We start from the raw sequence: 22,694 nt of genomic DNA, 5'->3' as shown, positions 1-22,694 counted from the left end.
ATTTGATTAATATGTCGGAACTATGGTTTGTGGGATTTGTTTGATGAAAATGTCGGAACTATGATTTGTGGGATCTGTTTGATAAAGATGATTAATTGATTGATAAATAAACAAGTAACTCAATCAAAAAAATCAAAAAAATCAAAAAAATCATAGTTTAGACATTGACTAATCAAACAAATCACAGTTTAGACATTACTCACTCTTTGCCACCAACGTTACTCGTCCTTGATCACCATAACCAACCTCGGCAATATAGCAATTAGAATCGTGCAATTCAGCCACAATATATTGGGCAGATTCATGAGGATCTAAAGTCGGATTGAGGTCAATTGCGCGGAAGAATACCTGTGGCCATTCCCAGCGCAAACTTTTTGTTAAACCAAACAAACCGGCACTAATTGCACTAAAATTACCTTGATGTCCTAAGCCAAATTCACCGTCAAGATGGGCAACTGTGCAAAAACTGGTTCTTCCTGCTAAAGATGCGGCATTATTCAAAGTTGCTTTCAGATGTTTAGCCATTAAAAACACTTGTTTAAGAATTGCCTTTTCTGCTTCTGGATAGGAAATATGTCCAGGTTTTTCCGGTGTAAATTGAGGATGTAGGTGAACAAATGCCCCAATCGCTCCGTGTTTAGTAGTCACACTTTGCAATAATAATTGCAGATGTTGTTCACTCATATTTGCCAATGTGACGCGGGTAACACCTGCTGGTAATGGCAATTGTTCGGGAACTAAGGATTGGGGGAAACTCAAAACTACTACTTTCCAACCTTGTTCTATCAGTGCGTGGACTACTTTGCTAGTAGTTAAAGAACCATCATCAGTAATTAAACCAATGTGTCCTTCGGGTAACTGCGCTTCTAAAAAATCTGGTCTGGGTAAGGTTTTAAGTTGAGCGGGACGACGGGGAAGATTAGGGTCTACGATGGGGGGTGGGGTGAGAGAATCCAGGAGAGGGCGCAGTCCCTGCGCCCCTACGCTGGTGGTTGTTACCGGGTTAACATCAATGTGCGGCTTTTTTTTTTCACCTCCCACCAGTGATTGGAGGTAGTTAACGATTTGCCCGATTGTCCGGAGGTCGCCTAATTCTTCTATATTGGGTTTGGGTAAGTCAGGATACGCTTCCTGCATTGCTCCGAGTATTTCTACCCGTTTGATGGAATCTATCCCTAAGTCGGCTTCCATGTCCATGTCCAGTTCTAGCATTTCGACTGGATAACCTGTTTTTTCACTGGTGATGTTTAACAGGGTTTGTCCTAAATCTGCGTATTCGTTGCTGGGGACTGGGGACTGGGGAATGGAAACTGGTTCTGGTATTACTTCTTCTGTAACCTGTTTTGCTTCTACTTCCTCTATTACCTCTAAACTGTCACCTGTCACCTTTAACCTGTCACCTGTTCCCTGTCCTTGCAGATATTCGACAACTTGACCAATGGTACGTTTTTCTGCCAGTTCTTCCAGGTTGGGTTTAGGCAAGTTGGGATATAATTCCTGCAATCCTCCCAGAATTTCTACTCGTTTAATGGAGTCAATTCCTAAGTCCGCTTCCATATCCATATCGAGTTCTAGCATTTCAATAGGATAACCAGTTTTCTCGCTGGTAATGCTTAAGAGGTTGTTAGCTAGATCATCCAGATTTAAGTTGCTGGTTACAGGTGTGGGTTCTGGGATAAATGCAACTGGGGACTGGGGAATAATAATTGGTTCAGGTTCAATGACCGGTGCTGCAATTACAGGTTCTGCAATTTGAACTTTTGGCTCAATTACTGGTAATGGTTGAGGGGGAATAATGGTGGCTGTGGGAGGGACAGGTGCTATTTCTTGGGTGTCAGAAATAAGTTGAGAATATTCTTCTTGAATGAGTTGGAAAAAGTGTTTGGTATATTCTATCTGTTCCCGCAGATATTGTTCATGAATACGGAGGGTTTCACCTTGTTGGGAATGAAACTGAATCATACTCCGCTCTAAGCTTTCCATGATTACTTGCTTAATTTGAGCGGCTTCGGCGGAGGATTTAGCATTAGCAAATAAGGTGTTTTGCTGCTGCATTAGTTGGAAGAAGGTTTTGGCGTATTCTATTTGATGGTTGAGATAGGTGCTGTGAACTTCTAAATTCTCGCTTTGGTTGTGCTGGAACTGGCTCAGAAGTTGTTCTAAGCTGGTGAGAATTTGTTGGCAATTTATAAGTTTATCTGGTGTTTGCATCTTCTCGCTGGATTGGGGCGCGAACAGTTCTGGACTGGATTGTTTTTGAATGGTTGCAGTGGTAGTCATCTGATGCTGTAGCTGGAACTGGGTTTCAATGAGGGGTTGTTTTTTGTGTCCGTTACCGTTACCGTTATGTTCGTTGGTTGGAGCAATTTTGGTAATTACAGGGGTTTCTATTTCGGAAATATTGGGTGTGATTTCGGAAATATTGGGCGCGGGACCCGCGCCCCTACTGATTTTGTGTCCGTCCTGTAAGGCTTCTTTGAAGGCGTTTTTGGTTTTGTCGGAAATGTAGTTGATGCCAGTTAATTTGACGCTGAGGGTCTTTTTGGTGGCAATGGGGGGAAGTATGGCAGGGAGTTTGTAGGGGTCAAGATTGCCCAAATTCATGCCAATGACGCGCAATTGGACGGCTGCTTCTCGGAGGGAGCGATCGCTGTTTTTGGAGGCACTGGGATTGAGAGATATGGTAAGATGGGGGCGATCGCCTAATGTATCTTTTACCAAGTTACTTAAAACCCGTTTAGGTCCAAATTCTACAAAGCAATAACCACCAGCCCCATAGATATTTTCAATCTCTTGTTTAAACAACACAGAACTAGCCAAATGGCTTTCTAAGTTCTTTTGAATCGCCGCTGCATTTTGCGGATAATGTTTACCAGTGACATTACTAAAAACCGGAATTTGCGGACTTTGGAAAGTTACCGACTTAGTCGCAATAGCAAAAGACTTTTGTGCGAAAGCAATCAACGGAGTATGGAAAGCCGCAGACACAGGCAATAAAACCGCACTGTATCCTAATTTTTGGCAAGCAGCTTGGATTTTCTCAATTTCCAGCTTTGGACCTGCTAAAACAATTTGGGTAGGAGAATTAAAATTAGCAATACTTACTTTCGGAAACTGCTTCAGCAGCGGTTCAATCTTGCTGATATCTTCCTTCACCGCTAACATACTACCAGCATCATGATCTGGGTCTTTGGGTGCAGCCATAGCCTGTCCTCTAGCCTTCACTAAGAACAAATAATCAGCCTCACTCAACACTCCAGCCGCCCACAAAGCCGTTAATTCCCCAAAACTATGTCCAGCGGTGAAATCTGCCTTAAAACCAGCCTGTTGCAAAATTCCATACAAACCAGCACTAAACACCCCAATTGCCGGCTGGGCATATTCCGTTCTTTGCAAAGTCGCAACTTGGGCTTTTTTCTCAACTTCATCAAAAGTAGAACGAGGGAAAACCACCTCAGAAACCGGTTGCAAATTACCCTGCTTGAACAGATGATCCATCTTCCCATACAACTGTCGCAAGCTAGGGAAATTCATCACCGCTTCTCGTCCCATTTCCAAGTATTGAGAACCTTGTCCAGAGAATAAAGCGACAACCTTTCCAGCCAAATCCATACCAGCAGAACGGTAATAAATACCTTGAGGATGTTCCCAAGAAATTGCATCAGGCTTACTTTTTAATAAACCAATACCAACTTCTAGCAACTTACAAGCCTCTTGTAAATTCTCAGATACAAACCCAATTCTGAGTGCAGTTTTGGGAATAGCTAAAGATTGACAATCTAACAATAATTGAGAATAATATCTTTCCCCATCATTAGCTTGCAAATTATTTAAAGTCGCTTCTAACTTGCTAATTAATTCCGCGTGAGTAGCACCAAACAACAGCACCTCACCCGCAGCACCATGTAAACGATAAGAAATTTGTTGTTCCGGTTCGTATTCTTCTAAAACAACATGGTAATTTGTACCACCAAAACCAAAGGCACTCACACCCGCACGTCGAGGAGTTTCACCTTCTGCCTTAATCCAAGGTCTAGTTTGAGTATTCAGATAAAAGGAAGAATTTTCAATATCTAATTTAGGATTTGGTTCAGTAATATTGATCGTTGCTGGTAATACTTTATGATGCAATGCTAGGGCAGTTTTAATTAAACTAGCAGTACCAGCAGCGGCTTTTGTATGCCCAATTTGCGACTTCACACTCCCCAAAGCAATATGTTGTTTTTGGGTGTCATATTTACCAAAGAAATCCTGTAAAGAACTAAATTCTATCGGATCTCCAGCCATTGTTCCTGTACCATGTGCCTCCATTAAACCCACAGTAGCCGGAGAAAAACCAGCATCATCATAAGCCCGTTCTAAAGCTTTAACTTGTCCTTCTTTTCTAGGGGCATAAATACTCTTGTAACGACCATCGCTAGAAGTACCAATTCCCTTAATCACTGCATAGACTTTATCCCCATCTTTTTGGGCATCTTCTAGGCGTTTGAGGAGAATCATCCCAATACCTTCACCTAACATCATGCCATCGGATTTAGCATCAAATGGTTTCACGTTATCGCTAGGAGTAACCGCCGGAGTTTTGCTGAAGGAAATGTAAGCCATGATCGTGTTATCGGTGTCTACCCCACCGGTTAACATCATATTGCTACGATGTTCAACTAATTCACTAATGGCCATTTTTAATGCCCCAAAGGAACTAGCACAGGCAGCATCAACTACACAGTTTGTACCACCAAAGTTGAGACGGTTAGCAATTCTGCCAGCAACCACATTTGCTAACATTCCAGGGAAAGCATTTTCATCCCATTTCACATAAGCAGATTTGATTTTATCAACGATTTTTTTGGTATCTTCGTCAGATAAACCACTGCTTTTCAGCACTTTCTCCCAAATCGGATATTCTAATCTGGCAGCTAATGGCATTCCCAATTGTTTGCCCATAGCCACACCCAAAATCACGCCAATATTTTCGCGGCTAAATTCACGGGAGTCGCCATAACCAGCATCTTCCATTGTTTCTTTAGCAACTACCAAACTTAATAGTTGCGAAACATCTGTAACTTCTAAAATACTGGGGGGAATCCCAAATTCCATCGGATTAAAATCAACTTCAGGAATAAAACCACCACGTTTACAATAAGTTTTATCTTCTGCTGTTCTCGGATTAGGATCATAGTAATCTTCTACACTCCAATGGCTAGAAGGAACATCCGTAATACAGTCAATTTTATTAACAATATTTTGCCAGTAATCCCTTAATGTTCTCGACTGAGGCATTAAAGAAGCCATGCCAATAATAGCTATAGGAGTTGTGTGCAGTTTTCTATTAATTTCGTTCGTTGACATGGAATTTATCGAATTTTCTAAGTTTCCTGAATTCATTTTTCCTTCCTCTATAAACTTCAGCACAGCCTGTTCAAAACTATTAATTTGGGCTTCTAATTCCGTCAAAGAACTTTTTATTGTGTCTATCTTTTGAGGGGGGCAAGACATAGGACATAGACTAATTTTGAGTACCGTGAATTGTGCAGCAGACTATTAACAGATAGTTATCCAATCTGCATTCGTTCGCGCCGCAGGTAAGTTTAAATGCTTGACTTGACAAAATTTTGAGTATTTTTTGGATATTTTTCCACAATTTTAGAACCTTGTATTCGTGAATAAATACTAAAAAATACTCAACTTGTGAAAATGAGATCCAGTCAGCAAATTGTAAAGTCTGTAGGGGCGCAGGGACTGTGCCCTCGATTATATTGCACCAAGCGTGATTACCGCTATAAAAAGTGTCAATTACATTGTGTTAATAACTGGCAAAAGGACATACTTAAACTGAAGTGGTTTTATCTCGTATTCATTCAATGTTTTACCTATTGGATAACAACGTTGTGTATGTTGATATAGAAATTGCCAATTTTGAAAGTCCAGGATAACCTATTTTAGATGATTAGACTGATCAAAGCTGCCAAAATCGTTACAAAAATAATAAACACTCTGTGGAGAATTTTGTGAATAGTGAAAAAATACTTAAACAGGTTTTCAATCATCTAGCAGTTGCTAACTTAGTGAGATCCAAAACCCCGGTTTATTAAGGGATAGGTTTTGTTTCTTTAGGCAATCCTACTGTAAAAAACTGCATGGATTTTAGTATTTTTTCCGTTAATGGAAATCAAATCAACAATTTATCTTTCATCTATAAATGTTGAATTAATAAAAAGACTAGCACAATTTATAAAAACGAAATAGTTCATTTTTGCTAATTTTTGGGAGAAAATATTTGTCAAATTACCTCATGGTCAATAAAAAATAACTAGCCAAGTATAATTCAGAACTATATTTATCCATAACATATCCTGAGTAATTACGGGTTAAACATCAATCTTGGCTTGATAATTCAAGAGTTAGAGTTAAATTGTCTTATAAGTAACTTATAAATAAATACACACAGCCAACATTTGAACATAATTGGGTCTTTTTTGAGCAAACTATCATAATCAAGTCTTTGTTTTTGATGAATTTATAAGATAACTTACCTTTTATAGATAATTGGTTATTTATAAACCAAACATTAATTTATGGGATGTTGAACATTAACCTGTAAACATATCAATTGTGATGAAATATGGACAATTAGCATCTATTTACGATAATTTGCTAAAAAAAGTACAGATTTTTAAATTAATTCATGAGTAATTAAATATAGTATCTAGTCAAAGATTTTCTTGATAAAAACGGCTAAATTTAGTTGACAATATCCAAGTTATTTGGGATAATCACAGGTAAGTTTATTGATTTACCTAAGTTATTAGCATCATCACAACTTGGGCAGTGCAGATTTTTATTTCTCCTTAAAGCTATCGTATTTTAGGCTACTTAATCAAATGGCAACTCAACATAAAATTGATAGCATAGCGTGGCATTAGCCATAGATAATTGTAAGTAAAAAACCGCTAATTTGGGTATTTATAACAGCTAAAATGCTGATAACAATTCATACATAAATAATTAGACATATCTCTGATCTAACAGCAACAGAGAATAAGTCTATAAACATGACCAGGAATTTTAGATTTTAGGTTAAAAAAATTTGGTACAAGTCCCCAATCGTCAATCCCAAATCTAAAATTTTTGAGCTTCTACACTTTAGGTTGGAGTCAATCCAAAATTGAGTGACAAGTATTTTTCCGAAATAATACCATTGGAATAAAAATATGGCAGTAAATAAAGAACGCCAACTATTCAACCTGACTCCATTAAAATGGAGAATAATTCTGGCAACTTCTCTAACTTTCTCTACAGGTTTAGTATCTTTATACATTTTCCATCAATTAAAGACCAATTCTCAAACTCAAACTCCTGCTGTTAGTTCCGTTATTAAATCTCAACCCACGCCTGTTAAAGTTGCCGTAACTGCTTTAGGAAGATTACAACCACAAGATAAAATTACTTATTTATCTGCTCCTAATTCTGTCAATGGTGTTCGCGTAGAAAAATTATTGGTAAAGGAAGGAGATAATGTTAAAAAAGGACAAGTATTAGCCTATCTAGAAAACTATGCTCGTTCTCAAGCAGCTATCCAACAAGCATTTGATAAATTATTAATTGCCAGAACCAAACTTGCACAGGTACAAGCTGGAGCAAAAACTGGAGATATCAATGCTCAAAAAACTGCAATTACTAGATTAAATTCCCAATTAAAAGGAGACGTTGCGGCTCAAACAGCGACAATCAACCGCATTCGGGCTGAAGTTGAGAATGCACAAAAAGAGAGCGACAGATATCAACAATTATCAAAAGCTGGTGCTGTTTCTGCTTCTGTTGCTGATAGTAAAAAGTTAGTTCTCAAAACCACACAACAGCAGTTAAAAGAAGCCGAAGCTACTCTCAAACGCACAAAAGACACATTACAAGATCAACTTAAAGAAGGAAAATTCAAACTTAATAGTATTAAAGAAGTCAGGACTGTAGATGTAGAGTTAGCAAAAACTGAAGTTAAAAGTGCAGAAACTGCAATTAAACAAGCAAAAGCTGACCATGATTTAACTTATATTACTTCTACTATAGACGGCACAATTTTAAGAATTCACACCAAAAATGGCGAAGTGATTGGTACTTCTGGTTTTGCAGAAATCGGTAATACGTCAAAAATGCAGGTTCTAGCAGAAGTATATCAAACCGATATTCAAAATGTTCGACTTGGACAAAAAGCTATCATTACCAGCACTACATTTCCTGGAAAATTACAAGGAACTGTTAGAGAAGTTGGTTGGCAAGTTGATAAACAAGGCATCTTTAGTATTAATCCCAATTCTGACGCAGACCGGAGAGTAATTGAAGTCAAAATATCTATTGATGATTCCACCGATAGTCAAAAAATATCTCGCTTAACTAACTTACAAGTTGATGTTGCTATCCAGATTTAGTCATTGGTCATTGGTCATTGGTTATTGGTTATTGGTTATTGGTTATTGGTCATTGGTCATTGGTTATTGGTTATTAGTTATTGGTTATTAGTTATTAGTTATTTTCTAAAACTGACAACTGACAACTGACAACTAACAACTGACAACTGACAACTGACAACTGACAACTGACAAATAACAACTGACAAATAACAACTAACAACTAACAAATAATATGAATATCAAAATTCCTTTAGGGTGGCTACAACTTGCCCAACAGAAACTTCGTTTTGTCATAGCTGTAGCCGGAATTGGCTTCATTGTCCTGTTAATGTTCATCCAGCTTGGTTTCCAAGATGCACTATATTCTAGCGCCACAGCACTACATCAACGATTGCACGGTGATTTATTTTTAGTTAGTTCTCAATATAAATCTTTGACAGCAATTCAAAGTTTTTCTCGGACTCGATTATACCAAACTTTAGGTTTTGATGGCGTGGATTCCGTTAGTTCAATTTATTTGCAATTTGCAAAATTAAAGAATCCTATCAGCGGGGAGAAATATTCAATTTATGTCATCGGTTTTGACCCTGGAAAATCCGTGCTAGATATTCCAGAAGTCCAGCAAAATTTGGATAAACTCAAAATTCCTGATGTTATGCTCTTTGATAGAGATGCCCGTCCAGAATTTGGACCAATAGCAGAATTATTTAATCAAGGAAATATTAAACAAGCAATTGAAATCTTTCCCTTTGATGCTGTCAAAGGTTATCGAGTGAGAGTAGGTGGTTTATTTAGTTTAGGACCGTCCTTTGGTGTTGATGGTAATTTAATTGTGAGTGATTCAACCTTTTTAAGAATCAACCCTAATAGCCGCCCAGTTGAAAAAATAGATATGGGAGTGATTAAACTCAAAGATGGTGCAGATATAAACCGGGTTTTAGCAAATTTAAAAGCCAATTTACCAAAGGATGTTCAAATATTTACTCGCCAAGAATTTGTCGCTTTTGAAAGACAATATTGGTCAGTTAGAACCCCCATTGGTTTTATTCTTAACCTGATGCTCATCATGGCTTCTGTTGTGGGTGTGGTAATTGTTTATCAAATTCTGTATAGCAATATTGCTACTCAATTTATTGCCTATGCAACTTTAAAAGCTATTGGTTATGCTAATGGATATTTATTGAATGTGGTTTTTCAACAAGCAATAATCTTGGCCTTATTAGGTTACATTCCTGGTTTTATTGTTTCTATTGGTTTATATGATTTTGCCATGAAGGTAACTAAATTACCCATCATGATGACAAGTAATAATGCCTTACTTGTTCTAGTATCTACAGTCTTAATTTGCATTACCTCTGGAGCGTTAGCTATTAATAAACTTCGTTCTGCTGATCCGGCTGATAGTTTCTAAGAATTTGTTGCATCTTAAATTAATCAACTTCTGCTAAATATTTAGCAAATTAACACCAACTAAAGATAGAAGTTTAATGTTATTCACAACGGTAAAATTCTTTTGCAAATACAATAGTTCGTAGTTGCATTTAATCGCAATTTTTCAACTTAGATTGTATAACTTTTTCATTACCGAACACTTATCTACATTCCCATGAACTTACAAAATAAAACTCTGCTAATTACTGGAATTGATGAATTTATTGGCTTACGTGCAGCCGAATTAGCTGTAGCGCAAGGTATAAAGGTTAAAGGTATTCAAAGTTCTCCAGTTAAAGATCAAACATTCCAAAAATTAGGCGTAGAAATTTTTGTCGGTAATATCACTGACCCAGCAATTTGCTCGAAAGCTTGTCAGGGAGTAGATATAGTTTTACATAACGCTCAATTTGCCGAAGAAGCGGGGGATATTAAGCATTTTAGAGAAATAAATGTCAGCGGTACTGTAACCATTGCTAAGGCTGCTAAACAAGCTGGTGTGAAGACATTTGTTCATCTTTCGACTGCCTTAGTATATGGATTTGATTACTCAGATAAAATCACAGAATCAGGTGTGCTGTCTGGGGAAAATAATGCTTATTGTCAAACAAAAATTGAGGCGGAAATCGAAGTTTTAAAACTCAATAATGCTCCAGAATTTGGAGTAATTGTGATTCGGGCTGGTGATGTTTATGGTCCAGGAAGTCTGCCTTGGATTGTCCGCCCGATTCAGATGATGAGACAAAAATTATTTGCCTATGCTAATGAAGGCAAGGGTGTAATGAATCATCTATATGTAGATAACTTAATTGATGCCATCTTTTTAGCTATAGAAAAATCGGCTTATGGAGAGGTTTTTAATATTACTGATGGTAAAGAAACTTCTTGGAAGGAGTATTTTATTCATTTAGCCTCATTGGAAAATTTACCAGCACCAATGTCTTTACCTAAAGAGGAAATGAAATTATTTCTAAAAGTGCGTCTTCAGGGGCAAAAACTATTTCGGAAAAAGGCGGATATTCTCCCAGAATCAGTTGATTTTATGAGTCGTCCCTATGCCTATTCTATTGCTAAAGCAGAAAGTGTTTTGAATTACCAAGCTAAGGTTGATTTAACGGAAGGAATGCGCCGCACTCATGAATGGTTGCAAAAAACTGACCTTCAAAAATTAATTAAATAATACCTAGATTTTAGGAATTTGTGCATGAATAACTCTCAACCAAAGTTAAGTATTGGATTACCTGTATATAATGGGGAGAAATTTCTTGAAAAATGCCTAGATTCGCTATTAGCACAGACATTTTCTGATTTTGAGTTAATTATCTCGGATAACGCATCTACAGATAATACTGAGGCTATTTGTAGGACTTATGCAGCCCAAGATCAACGGATTCGTTACTATCGTAATGAAACTAATATTGGTTGTGCTTGTAATTTCAATCGTGTTTTTGAATTATCTCACAGTGAGTATTTTAAATGGGCTGCTTATGATGATTTGCACGCCCCCGATTTTATTGAGAAATGTATGGATGTATTGGAAAAAGATCCAACATACATTTTATGTCACTCCCACACATATTTTATTGATGAGCAGGGAGAATTTATCCAAAATTATGACATTAAACTCAATACTAATTCTCTAAAAGCTCATCAAAGATTTCATGAATTACTAACTAAACATTTGTGTTATCAAATTTACGGAGTTATTCGCAGTAGTGCATTAAGACAAATACCTCCTATGGGTGGTTATGGGAATGCAGATGGAATTTTATTATTAAGGCTAGGGATGCTGGGAAAATTTTATGAAATTCCCGAATATCTATTCTTTGCCAGAATCCATCCTCAACAATCCCTGAGTATGTTCTTTCCTGATTATTTGTCATTTAATCAAAATAATCCCCAGTATTCATTGAATATGTTGCCTAATTTTTATGATTATGCAGTCTGGTTTGATTCAACGAATAAGGGAAAAATATTGTTACCTCATTGGCGAATTCTACAGGAATATTGGGTTTCTATTCATCATAGTCAACTTAGTTGGTATGAGCAAATTTTGTGCCATATCAGCATCGCTAAAAAGCTATCAGGTACAGAATGGTTATTGGTGAAAGATTTCTTAATGGCTGCCAAAATGTTGTTTCTGCGTAAGTTTAGTTATCAAACCTGAACTATAGCAATATTAGCAATTCATCGGAGAACACAACCCTAGTACCACAAGGCGGAAGTCAAAAGTCAAAAGTCAAAATGAAGACAGTATAGGCTTTTGGAGGATTTAGAATGGTTCATTCACTTACGCCGCAGTGTACTAGTCATTGCGAGCGAAGGGAAGCAATCACAACCCTGGCAATTGCTTCATTTCACTTCCTTCCATAGGCTAACGCAATAACACTGTGTAATTAATTCTGTCTCACTACTTAGTAGAAAGCTACTATTAAATTACTCCAAACTTATTACGGGTGAAATATTGATCTATGTTGAAAATATTCCAAGTTAGTAATTTCTTTCTTGCTACTTTACTAACTGTTAGCTTCACAGATGTGGCCTATGCTGAATCAACAGCATCTTTAACTGTGGTTGTTAATGGTATTACCAACAAAACTGGGGAAATTTGTATGAGAGTTTATAACTCTGAAAAAGGATTTCCTAATAATGCTAAAAGTGAAGTTAAAAGTGGTTGTACTAAAATTACAGGTAGTTCTATAAAGCGGGTATTTTCTGGATTAAAACCTGGAACTTATGCTGTAGCTGTAGTTGATGATCAAAATGGCGATCGCAAACTCAATAAAGACTTTTTCGGAATTCCTCAAGAAGGCTTTGGCATTTCTAAAAATCCTACTGTTTCTATCAGCACTGGCTCACCTACGTTCAATAATTCCAGCTTCAAAGTTGACAAGAATACTACCATTAATATCTTTCTCAAGTATTCTCTTGATCCCTAACTGGGAATTAGACATAATTCCTCATTTCTGACTATTGGGCGGGGAAATCCCGCCCCTAATAACTCCCTTCTAAGACTATAGAAATAATGCCAGACTTTATGATATTTCTATCTAAGTCTTTGTTCGGCTGGCTGGTAATTCAAACTTGTTTAACGTTAGTATTTTTATGGTATTTACGTTCACACAAACCCAAGTCATTACCAGATGAACAATTACCAAAAACGGCAGTAATCCTCTGTTTAAGGGGTGCTGATCCTTTTTTACCTAATTGTTTGCGATCGCTCTTACAACAAAACTACCCAGAATACGATTTAAAGCTGATCATTGACAGTAAAGAAGATCCAGCTTTGAAAATTGCCACCGAAACAATCAATCAACTAGGTGCAACCAACGTTGAAATTAGCACATTAAGAGCAGTTCGTCATAATTGTAGCCTTAAATGCAGTTCCTTAGTTCAAGCTGTTTCTGATTTGGATAATGCCTATCCAATTATAGCTTTTATAGATGCTGATACCGTAGCTCATCCTAATTGGTTACGAGAATTAGTTACCCCCCTTATTGATGATCAGGTTGGACTCACCACAGGAAATCGTTGGTATCTTCCCACAGGTAATTATTGGGGTTCATTAGTTCGCTACTCTGGTAACGTTTCCACCGTAGTGCAAATGTTTCTCTTTCAAGTTCCCTGGGGTGGAACATTAGCAATCAAAACAGAAGTATTAAACCGCATCAACCTTTTAGATAAGTGGGGAGAAGTATTAACAGATGATATGCTTCTCCATAAACTTATCAAGCAAGAAAAGTTACAAATCAAATTTATTCCTTCTTTATTGATGCTAAATCGGGAAGAAAGTAGTCTACGTAACTTACTAGAATCATTAAAAAGGTTAATAATTGGTTCTAAACTTTATCATCCCCGGTGGTTAGCCATAATCAGTGAAGCATATTCTAGTATCATCGTCCCCAATGCAGTCATCATCGTTATTTTTCAGCTATTGATTGAGGCTCAATGGGACGCAGCCGCCTTGCTATTTTCCGCCTATATTTCCTATACCATTGGCTTAGTCTTACTAATACTCTTGATGGAATTTGGCATACATAAAGTGCTGCACAATCAAGGTGAAAAAATACCCAAATTATCGCCTTTAATTATCCTAAAAATGTTGATAGTTATTCCCCTAACACAATGGGTTTACGGGTTAACAATATTATCTTCTTTGTGGGTATCAACAATTACTTGGCGTGGACTTACTTATCGCATTAAAGGGCGTGAAAATATTCGGTTAATTGAATATCGTCCTTACCAATGGCTAGATCAACCAATTGATCCCAAAGCATCTCTTTAAGTAATATTGCTCGGCTAAGTAGGTTAACACAATAAAACCAAACTGTGTAAAGAAACGTAAAATCGCCCAAACCCTCTTCACTCTTGCCTTGCTAAGTAATTGGACAAAAATATTTACAGTCATTGCGAGGGAAGGGAAGCAATCACAACCCTGGCGAACTGCTTCATTTCACTTCGTTCCCTATGGCTAACGCCACGCAACGCTAACGCAATGACATTGTGTAATTAATTCTGTCTCACTACTTATAACGACAATTTTCAACGCCAACCTACTTATTTATGCAAGAGAATAGGGAAATTTTAGATTTTTTATTTCACTTCAATATCTAAAATTCCCAATTCAACAATTATTATAAACCAGCGCATCAGTAATCTATTTTTGCAAAAAATATTTCCTCAAAGTCATGAAAAATAAACCTCTTCGTATCGCCTTATTTACAGGATTATATGCCCCATTTTTAACCGGAGTTTCTGTCGCCGTTCATCAACGAGTTCACTGGCTATTAAAACAAGGACATGAAGTTTTTCTAGTTCACCCAGAAATCAATAATAAATATCCTAACCAAGTGGGAAATCGTCCCATGTCGGGAATAGAAGAACTAGAAACATTTATTAATTTTTCCTCCTATTCATTTCCGACAGAACCACTGATATTTTATAAATCTTTACCCCAACCATTAAACCATCGTCATTGGAGTGATACAAAACTACTTAATCACTTTCAACCCGATATTATTGTTGTTGAAGAAGCCCCACAAATGAGAGGTTTATATTCTGGCTTCCTACAAGGTTATGGGCGTTCCGTGGGAGTACAATATGCCAAAAAAACCAAAACACCCATTATTTCAATTTTCCATACAGATATCATTGCCTATATCCAATATTATTTTGGAAATACATTCTTTAACCTAGTTCGTCCCCTCCTCCCACTTTTAGTTAAACAATTTAGTGAAACTTATGATTTAAGTTTATTCTCTTCCCGCGAACAATTAACTAAATACCAAAAACTAAAAGCGCAACGCAGCGAATACTTACCCTATCAAGGAATTGATTGCGAAAAATTTCACCCTCGCAATATTTGTTATGATCCAATTCCTGATGATAAACGTCCAACTATTTTATTTGTGGGACGTATTACCCCAGAAAAAAATGTCAATCAACTTTTAGATATTTATCCCCTCATTGCTGCCAAAATTCCCGATGTCCATTTAGTAATTGTTGGTAGCGGTCCCCTAGATGCAGAAATTCGCCGTCGTGCCGAAAAATTCCCCAATGGTGTCACAATTTGGGGTGAATCTCATGGTAAAGAACTTTTAGGTTGGTTTGCAAAAGCAGATATATTTGTCAACCCTTCTGTCACCGAAAATTTCTGTACCACAACCAACGAAGCCTTAGCTTCTGGAACTCCTGTAGTGGCTGTTGTTGCCCCTTCAACCGCTGAACAGGTTATTTCTGGAGTAAATGGTTTTTTAGCCGCACCTAATAGCCCTGAAGACTTTGCTCAAAAGGTAATTACCATACTCGAAGATCCTGATCTTAAAAATCAATTGACTGCACAAGCACGTCCCTCGATTCTAGAATTTGATTGGTCAGCTTGTACCCAAAAGTTTGAAAATAAGCTTTACGAATTGGTTAATATCCGTCGCCAGGTAGATATCTAGAGTCTGTCAACCCGAAAATGACGGGAGAAGGGGGTAGGGGAGGTGGGGGAGGTGGGGGAGGTGGGGGAGGTGGGGGAGGTGGGGGAGGTGGGGGAGGTGGGGGAGGTAGGGGAGGTGGGGGAGGTGGGGGAGGTGGGGGAGGTAGGGGGTAGCCTATTGCCTATTGCCTATTGCCTATTGCCTCTTGCCATAACGACAATTTTCAACGCCAACCTACTTAGTTGAGAATTTAAAAATGCCAACTTGGCTACTGAGATAAAAAGACCTCTGCTAGAGTATTTAAGTAGTTGACCTGTGGGCTTTTAGGTTCTTAGTTTGAGATGCTGACAAGGCTATTTTGTGATCAGTTTAAAGATTGCCTACTCCAACTGATCACAACATTGCTATTGTTCTCAATCGTTCCTAAAACTCTTTATACCTCAGAAGTTTTACTTCTGGGGTTTTTGTTATCAGCCGCTTAGTAATGCTTCTACAAATTCGTAACTAGAAAATGGACGCAAATCTTCAATTCCTTCACCAGCGCCTATAAAACGGATAGGTAAGCCTAGTTGCTGGACGACAGCGATCGCTACACCTCCTTTACCTGTTCCGTCTAATTTAGTTAAAACAACGCCACTGAGTTGTGCTGCTTGGGAAAATACTTCAGCTTGTCGCAGTCCATTTTGTCCCAAGGTGGAATCGAGAACTAACAGGGATTCAACGCGGGCATTAGGGGCTTTTTTATCTATGATTTTGCGGATTTTGCTGAGTTCGTCCATGAGGTTTTTCTTGTTTTGCAGTCTCCCAGCGGTATCTATTAATAGTAGTTCGGTTTCTCTTGATTGGGCAGCGGCGATCGCATCAAATACCACTGCTGCTGGATCTGTGTTTTTCCCAGGATTGGCGATAACTTCTACACCGCTTCTATTTCCCCAAACTTTGACTTGTTCCACAGCCGCCGCCCGAAATGTATCTGCCGCCCCAATCAGGCATTTATAACCAGATTTTTGGGCTAGGTGAGAAATTTTACCGATGGTGGTAGTTTTTCCCGCGCCATTGACTCCGGTAATTAACCAAATGGTAAGTTGGTCTTTTTCCGGTGCAAAGCTGGGTTTATCTTGGTTTTGCAGGGGTGCATCTAGCATACCTCTGAGAATTTCTTTAAGATAAGCGATCGCCTGTTCCGGTGGAGTAACTTCCGCAAGTATTTTTTTCTGGAGCGCGGCAATAATATAATCCGTTGCCTCTACACCCACATCTGCCTGTAGAAGTAGTGATTCAATTTCATTTACAGCCGCTTGATTAAGAGGTCCTTGACCAACAATTGCTTTGAGTTGGTTGAGAATATTCCGTCGGGTTTTATCTAAACCTTGGCGCAGTTTTTTCAACCAAGTAATTTCTTCTAGAGAAATATCTTCGGCTTTTCTCCCTTGGGCGGCTAAAACCTTGGCTGACCACTTAAACCCATCATCAAACACCAGTTCTGGAATCTCGACTTCTGTTTCTGTTCGGTTTGTCAGTGTTTCTGGAATCTCTGTTTCTATCGCACTAGCAATTAATTTCTCCTGTTTAGCTTCTCTTTCAGCCGCAGCCCGTTCTAAAAAAGATAAATTAGCTGTTTCTATTTCACTGACAACATCATCAGTAATTTCTGCTGTATTTGTGGCGATTTCTACCGATGCAGTTTCTGCTTCTGCTTCAGTTTCCACTATTTCTTCAGTAATAGTATTTTCTTCAACAGCCACAGATGACTCTGGTTCTATTTGTTGTTTTTCTTGAATATTTTTATAAGCAGCTTTAGCAAAAGCCAACAAATCCGCCGTATCTAGTTCGGTTGTTTCTGTTTCAGTTGCTTCTACTGCGGGTGTTTCCTCCTGATTTTGAGTTTCAGGAGTATCAGCAGATTCATTATTCGGACGACGAAACCAATTAAAAGCCATTGTAGTTTAATTAGAGGAGTTTAGGAGTATGGCTAACGCCACGCTATGCCTTCGGCACACTACGTGAACGCTATCAGGAGGTAGGGGCGCAAGCCCTGCGCCCATTCAGGAGTACGGCTAACGCCACGCCGCGCCATCAGGAGTTCAGGTGTTAAGAAAGAAGAATAAGGAATAAAGGTCTTACTAATGACTAATGACCAATTCAAACAGGTTGTTTTTGTTCGCTAACTCGGCGGAGAACACCATTAATAAAACGATGTCCGTCTTCTCCACTGTACCGTTTGGCTAGTTCTACAGCTTCATTAATAGCAATGCTGTCGGGGACTTTCATAAACTTTATTTCTGCGGTGGCTATTTGCAGGATATCTCTATCAATTTGGGCTAGACGGGTAACTTGCCAATCTACTAAAGCATGAGAAATATATTCTTCGATAGCTTGATGATTTTCACTAACGGTAATAATAATAGCTTTAGCGTAATTACGAACTTCCTTATCTTGATTAGCTAACTGAATTAATTCAGGAAAATCAACGGATGTACCTAATTGATTGATAGCTATTTGGGTATAGGAAATTGCCTCTTTCAACATAGTTCTAGCCGTATTTAAGTCAGCGGCTCTCGTTTCGCTAGTTAATAGGCGATCATTACTCCGTTGTAGTTCGCCTGCGGCATTGTTCAATGTGTCCTGTACCTCTAATGTGAGGGTACGGACTGCCCCTAAAACTAACTTAGAGACTAATTGCTCGTCTGATAGGGTTTCCAGTTTCTTGGGGTTAATTGGTAATTGGCTAAGGCTTAACAGAGCCAATTCGCGGGCTATTTGTTGGGGTTTACGACGTTGCATACAGTTGGGATGATGAAAAATATATGAGTTCTAGCACAGATGAACAATTAGCTTATCTATTTTTTGTTCACTTTGCTAGGTTGGTATCGAGTTGAGTTTCTATTTCGGGAATTTCCCGCTGTTGTATTTCTAAAGATGATCCTGCTGACAGTGGAGAAAGCTCTAGTGATTGAATATTAGGGGCGACTATACCACCTGACACAACTATCTTAAAAGCATCCTCTACAGATATAGAGAGATTAAGTACATCCTCCTCTGGTACTACTGCATACCATCCTGTGGTCGGATTAGGGGTAGTAGGAATAAATAGACTGATGACGGGACGGGATATTTGACTTTGGATTTCATTGCTAATTGCGCCGGTGACAAATGCGATCGCCCAAATGCCCGGACGAGGGTATTCTACTAAAACTACCCGCCGAAATTTACCATTAGAATCTTTTAGGAGAGTTTCCAAGAGTTGCTTAAGAGTTTTATATACCTGTCCTGCCAGAGGAATCGCTTGTAATAACCGTTCACCAAAATCTAATAACCATCGCCCAGCAATATTTCTAGCCATTAAACCGATAGCCAGAATACTTAATAATGGCACGGCTAATCCTACCAGTAAATTAAGTATATTCACTAATATCGGATTTAAGCCATCAAAGGGATTAAGTTGTTTAGGAACTTGGGTGAGAAAGTTAATTACCCAGGTAGCTATGGTAATTGTTAACCAGATTGTAGTTGCCAGGGGAATTACCACCAGCAAACCAGCAATCAGGTCATTTTTGAAGTCTTGTTTCCACCGTTCCATTCCCAAACCCCGATTCTCCTTCTTTAGCTTCGTCAAACTGTTGTGATTATTTTCCATTTCAGCAAATTAGTCACATTGGGAATATCAGCAACTGATGACAACAGGCTTTTATCATGGTGAGAAAATGCCCTTTGTCCTCTTCTCTCATCATAAAAGTCAAACTATCGCTACAAAAGTTCGCAATTTTCCTAGTTCAATGTAAATATAGCCATTAATCCACCGTTATGGCGGCTGGTAAATCTTTTAGAGTGTTACTTACAGATTAATGAGGTACAGAATCTAAATTCAAAGCCAGACAGCAAACCAGTTTTACTCCTGACTCCTGACTCGGTGACTCCTGACTCCTGCTGTATCTTTGTAATACTTGTAAACGATTGTTGCAAATCTGAGAGATATTATCTATCCTACCGCGCCATATCACCAAATGCTCACAATTTAGCCATGACTATTTTAAGTTAATGATAATTAATTTTCGATCGCCTCTCTCACCAAAGTCGCCAATTTATCTGCACTATTAGGAACAGCGATCGATGCAGCTTTCTCTCCCATTTTCCCTAATTCCGTCGGAGACTGCAACAAATTCAATACCTGAGTTGTAAATATTTCTGGAGTTAAATCCGACTGTTTAAAGGACAAAGCCGCACCAGCTTGAGTAAATACTGCCGCATTATAAGATTGATGATCTTCCGCCGCAAAGGGATAGGGAATCAAAATTGCTGGAGTACCGCAAACTGCCAATTCTGTCAAGCTACCCGCACCAGAACGACTAATAGCTAAATTAGCTCTTCGCAACAAAGCCGCCATATTATCATAAAAAGCCAAGGCGATATATTGAGGATGTTGAAGACTATTAATATCGGGATCATTATCACCCGTTAAATGGACAATATAAGCACCGGCTTGAAACAAAGCGTCCGCAGACTGTCGGACTAATTTATTGACAGCTACAGCCCCCTGACTACCACCAAACACCACAATTAGAGGCACACCATCAGGAATAGGTAAATCTAAAGTGTTATTAACAGACTCATCTAAAAACTGAGAACGAACAGGAGTACCCACATAGACAGTTTTTGTCCCAGGTAAATATTGAGTAGTTACATCAAATCCTATTGCCACTGCCTTACACCAAGGACCAAAAAATCGGGTAACTTTGCCCGGTAAAGCATTGGATTCATGAAAAACCACAGGTAAACCCAAAGAACGCGCTGCAATCACCGCGGGACCGGCAATATAACCCCCTGTGGTGAAAACTCCTTGGAACTTTCCTTGTTGCAAAATCCGTCTAACTTTAAGAATCGAACTGATTAATTTCCACAAGGTGCGGACAGAACCAAGACTCAAACCTTGCTGAAACCCTTCAACAGCAACCGTATTTAAAGGATATATCTTGGGAACTAACTGAGTTTCTAGCCGATTTGGCACACCCAGCCATTCAATATTGTATTCTGGCAGTTTTTCAGCCAATGCGATCGCCGGAAACAAGTGTCCACCTGTCCCACTAGCTGCTATGAGTAATCTAATTGATGGATTTACCATTCCCGACTATACCATTTATCTCCCAGTTTCATTAAGATAAAACAAATTCCTGATCTTGTATCATCAAATCAGTAAAATCTTCCCTATGACTAAAATTATCCCCTTATTAATGAAACGTAACAAAACATTAAGCCTTAGTATTTCCCTAATTTCCAGTGTACTAGCAATTGGTTTATCCAGCACTTGGCAATTGGCGCAAGCCGGTCAACCCGCAAATGCTCCTGCTACACTAACTAACCTATTAACACAAATTGATAATGCTGCTAATCAAGGTAATGTGAACGGTGTCATGGAATTTTATAGCCCTAAATTTACTCATGGTGACGGCTTAAATCGCAAAGCAATGGAACAAGCCTTAACAGGACTTTGGAAACGATATCCCAAATTACGTTACACAACCAAGCTAGAATCTTGGAAATCGGAAGGCAATACAATTATTGCGGATACTGTCACCACAATTAGCGGGTTACCAGCATCAGGTAATAATAATTTAACTCTGCAATCTACAATTAAATCGCGGCAAAAAGTCGCAGGTGCAAAAATCGTTCAGCAAGATATTCTATCAGAACGGACTCAACTAACCGCTGGCAGTAAACCACCCCAAGTAGAAATTAAATTACCACAACAGGTAAAAGTTGGGGAAAAATATAGTTTTGATGCCATTGTCCAAGAACCATTAGGTGAAGATTTTCTCTTGGGAACAGCCATAGAAGAACCCATTCAAAGCAGCAAACTCCTCAACCCCACAATTGCAAATTTAGAATTTCTCAATTCTGGTGGACTCTTCAAAATAGGACGCGCACCCTCTACCCCCGGACCTCAATGGATTTCCGCTGTAATTCGCCGAGGTGAAGATATGACTATTATTACTCAACGGTTACAGGTGGTTAAGAAGTAGGGGATTGGGGACTGGGTAATAACTATTTTAACTGTTGGGTGCATTTAACTTTTGGGCGCAGGGCCTGCGCCCCTACTGGACTTTTCTATGCAAAACCAAATTGTTTTGATTACTGGTGCAAGTAGTGGTATTGGTGCTGCTTGTGCCAAGATTTTTGCTAATGCTGGTGCAAAACTGATTTTAGCCGCACGACGGTGGGAACGGTTACAGCAATTAGCCAATTCGTTAGATATTCCATCTGAGAAAATCCATTTATTAAAACTTGATGTGTGCGATCGCTTGGCGGTAGAATCTGCTATTGCTAACTTACCTTCATCTTGGAAAAATATTGATATTCTCATTAACAATGCTGGTTTAAGTCGCGGTTTAAGTAAATTACAGGAAGGCGACTTTCAAGACTGGGAAGAAATGATTGATACTAATATCAAAGGTTTGCTTTACCTTACCCGTTATGTTGTCCCAGGAATGGTGGAACGGAATCATGGTCATGTTATCAATATCGGTTCTATCGCCGGACATCAAACCTATCCTGGTGGTAATGTATACTGTGGGACAAAAGCAGCCGTTAAAGCCATTTCTGAAGGCTTAAAACAAGACCTCTTAGGAACTCCTGTGCGGGTGACATCTGTTGACCCTGGTATGGTAGAAACAGAATTTAGTGAAGTGCGTTTTCATGGTGATACAGAACGGGCTAAAAAGGTGTATCAAGGCGTTAAACCCCTAACTGCTGATGATGTAGCTGATGTGATATTTTTCTGCGCCACTAGAGCCAGTCACGTTAACATTAACGAAGTCATACTTATGCCAGTTGACCAAGCCAGCGCCACCCTAGTAAATCGTCAAGCGTAACTCTTCCAGACTCCGGCTGGGAATGCCCCCCAGAGGCTCTGCCTCACCTCAATACCAAGATAAATCAA

The 22,694-nt window shown here is 38.7% G+C and carries 14 protein-coding genes; 9 read left to right on the top strand and 5 right to left on the bottom strand.

What is annotated here, in order from left to right; all coding sequences use genetic code 11:
* Positions 1–195: 195 nt before the first annotated feature.
* Positions 196–5,496, bottom strand: coding sequence for a type I polyketide synthase (locus NG743_RS16170; protein WP_193962500.1), 5,301 nt, complete (start codon positions 5,494–5,496; stop codon positions 196–198).
* A gap of 1,715 nt (positions 5,497–7,211) precedes the next feature.
* Here NG743_RS16170 and NG743_RS16165 point away from each other — a divergent pair.
* From NG743_RS16165 to NG743_RS16135, 7 genes are all read left to right on the top strand, one after another.
* Positions 7,212–8,423: an ABC exporter membrane fusion protein gene (locus NG743_RS16165; RefSeq protein WP_027403729.1), complete on the top strand. Its 1,212-nt coding sequence runs from the start codon at positions 7,212–7,214 to the stop codon at positions 8,421–8,423.
* A gap of 214 nt (positions 8,424–8,637) precedes the next feature.
* Positions 8,638–9,816, top strand: coding sequence for an ABC transporter permease DevC (gene devC / locus NG743_RS16160; protein ID WP_027403728.1), 1,179 nt, complete (start codon positions 8,638–8,640; stop codon positions 9,814–9,816).
* A gap of 195 nt (positions 9,817–10,011) precedes the next feature.
* Positions 10,012–11,016, top strand: coding sequence for an NAD-dependent epimerase/dehydratase family protein (locus NG743_RS16155; RefSeq protein WP_257120435.1), 1,005 nt, complete (start codon positions 10,012–10,014; stop codon positions 11,014–11,016).
* 24 nt (positions 11,017–11,040) lie between these two features.
* Positions 11,041–12,003, top strand: a complete 963-nt coding sequence (locus NG743_RS16150) for a glycosyltransferase family 2 protein (protein WP_027403726.1) — start codon at positions 11,041–11,043, stop codon at positions 12,001–12,003.
* Between the two features lie 304 nt (positions 12,004–12,307).
* Positions 12,308–12,775 (top strand): DUF2141 domain-containing protein, encoded by a 468-nt coding sequence (locus tag NG743_RS16145; protein WP_027403725.1) that lies wholly within the window; start codon positions 12,308–12,310, stop codon positions 12,773–12,775.
* A gap of 86 nt (positions 12,776–12,861) precedes the next feature.
* On the top strand, positions 12,862–14,121 hold the full coding sequence (locus NG743_RS16140) for a glycosyltransferase family 2 protein (RefSeq protein WP_257120434.1): 1,260 nt from the start codon (positions 12,862–12,864) through the stop codon (positions 14,119–14,121).
* Positions 14,122–14,524: 403 nt separating this feature from the next.
* Positions 14,525–15,781 (top strand): glycosyltransferase, encoded by a 1,257-nt coding sequence (locus NG743_RS16135; RefSeq protein ID WP_027403723.1) that lies wholly within the window; start codon positions 14,525–14,527, stop codon positions 15,779–15,781.
* A gap of 449 nt (positions 15,782–16,230) precedes the next feature.
* Here the strand turns inward: NG743_RS16135 and ftsY are convergent, their stop codons facing one another.
* From ftsY to murG, 4 genes are all read right to left on the bottom strand, one after another.
* Positions 16,231–17,700, bottom strand: a complete 1,470-nt coding sequence (ftsY, locus tag NG743_RS16130) for a signal recognition particle-docking protein FtsY (RefSeq protein WP_027403722.1) — start codon at positions 17,698–17,700, stop codon at positions 16,231–16,233.
* 202 nt (positions 17,701–17,902) lie between these two features.
* Positions 17,903–18,544, bottom strand: a complete 642-nt coding sequence (gene nusB, locus NG743_RS16125) for a transcription antitermination factor NusB (RefSeq protein WP_027403721.1) — start codon at positions 18,542–18,544, stop codon at positions 17,903–17,905.
* Between the two features lie 67 nt (positions 18,545–18,611).
* Positions 18,612–19,397, bottom strand: a complete 786-nt coding sequence (locus NG743_RS16120; RefSeq protein WP_027403720.1) for a DUF502 domain-containing protein — start codon at positions 19,395–19,397, stop codon at positions 18,612–18,614.
* A gap of 408 nt (positions 19,398–19,805) precedes the next feature.
* A complete protein-coding gene (gene murG, locus NG743_RS16115; RefSeq protein ID WP_027403719.1) occupies positions 19,806–20,879 on the bottom strand; it encodes an undecaprenyldiphospho-muramoylpentapeptide beta-N-acetylglucosaminyltransferase in 1,074 nt (357 codons plus the stop codon).
* Positions 20,880–20,964: 85 nt separating this feature from the next.
* Between murG and NG743_RS16110 the strand changes: the two genes are divergently transcribed.
* The gene (locus NG743_RS16110) at positions 20,965–21,777 is read left to right on the top strand and encodes a DUF8623 domain-containing protein (protein ID WP_027403718.1); all 813 of its coding nucleotides are present in this window, start codon (positions 20,965–20,967) and stop codon (positions 21,775–21,777) included.
* Between the two features lie 87 nt (positions 21,778–21,864).
* Positions 21,865–22,626 (top strand): SDR family oxidoreductase, encoded by a 762-nt coding sequence (locus NG743_RS16105; protein ID WP_035082661.1) that lies wholly within the window; start codon positions 21,865–21,867, stop codon positions 22,624–22,626.
* Positions 22,627–22,694: the final 68 nt, after the last annotated feature.

Source organism: Dolichospermum heterosporum TAC447 (assembly GCF_024584745.1).
GTDB lineage: Bacteria > Cyanobacteriota > Cyanobacteriia > Cyanobacteriales > Nostocaceae > Dolichospermum > Dolichospermum heterosporum.
Note: the sequence above shows the minus strand (reverse complement) of the source record. Positions and strands in the feature narration are given on the sequence as shown.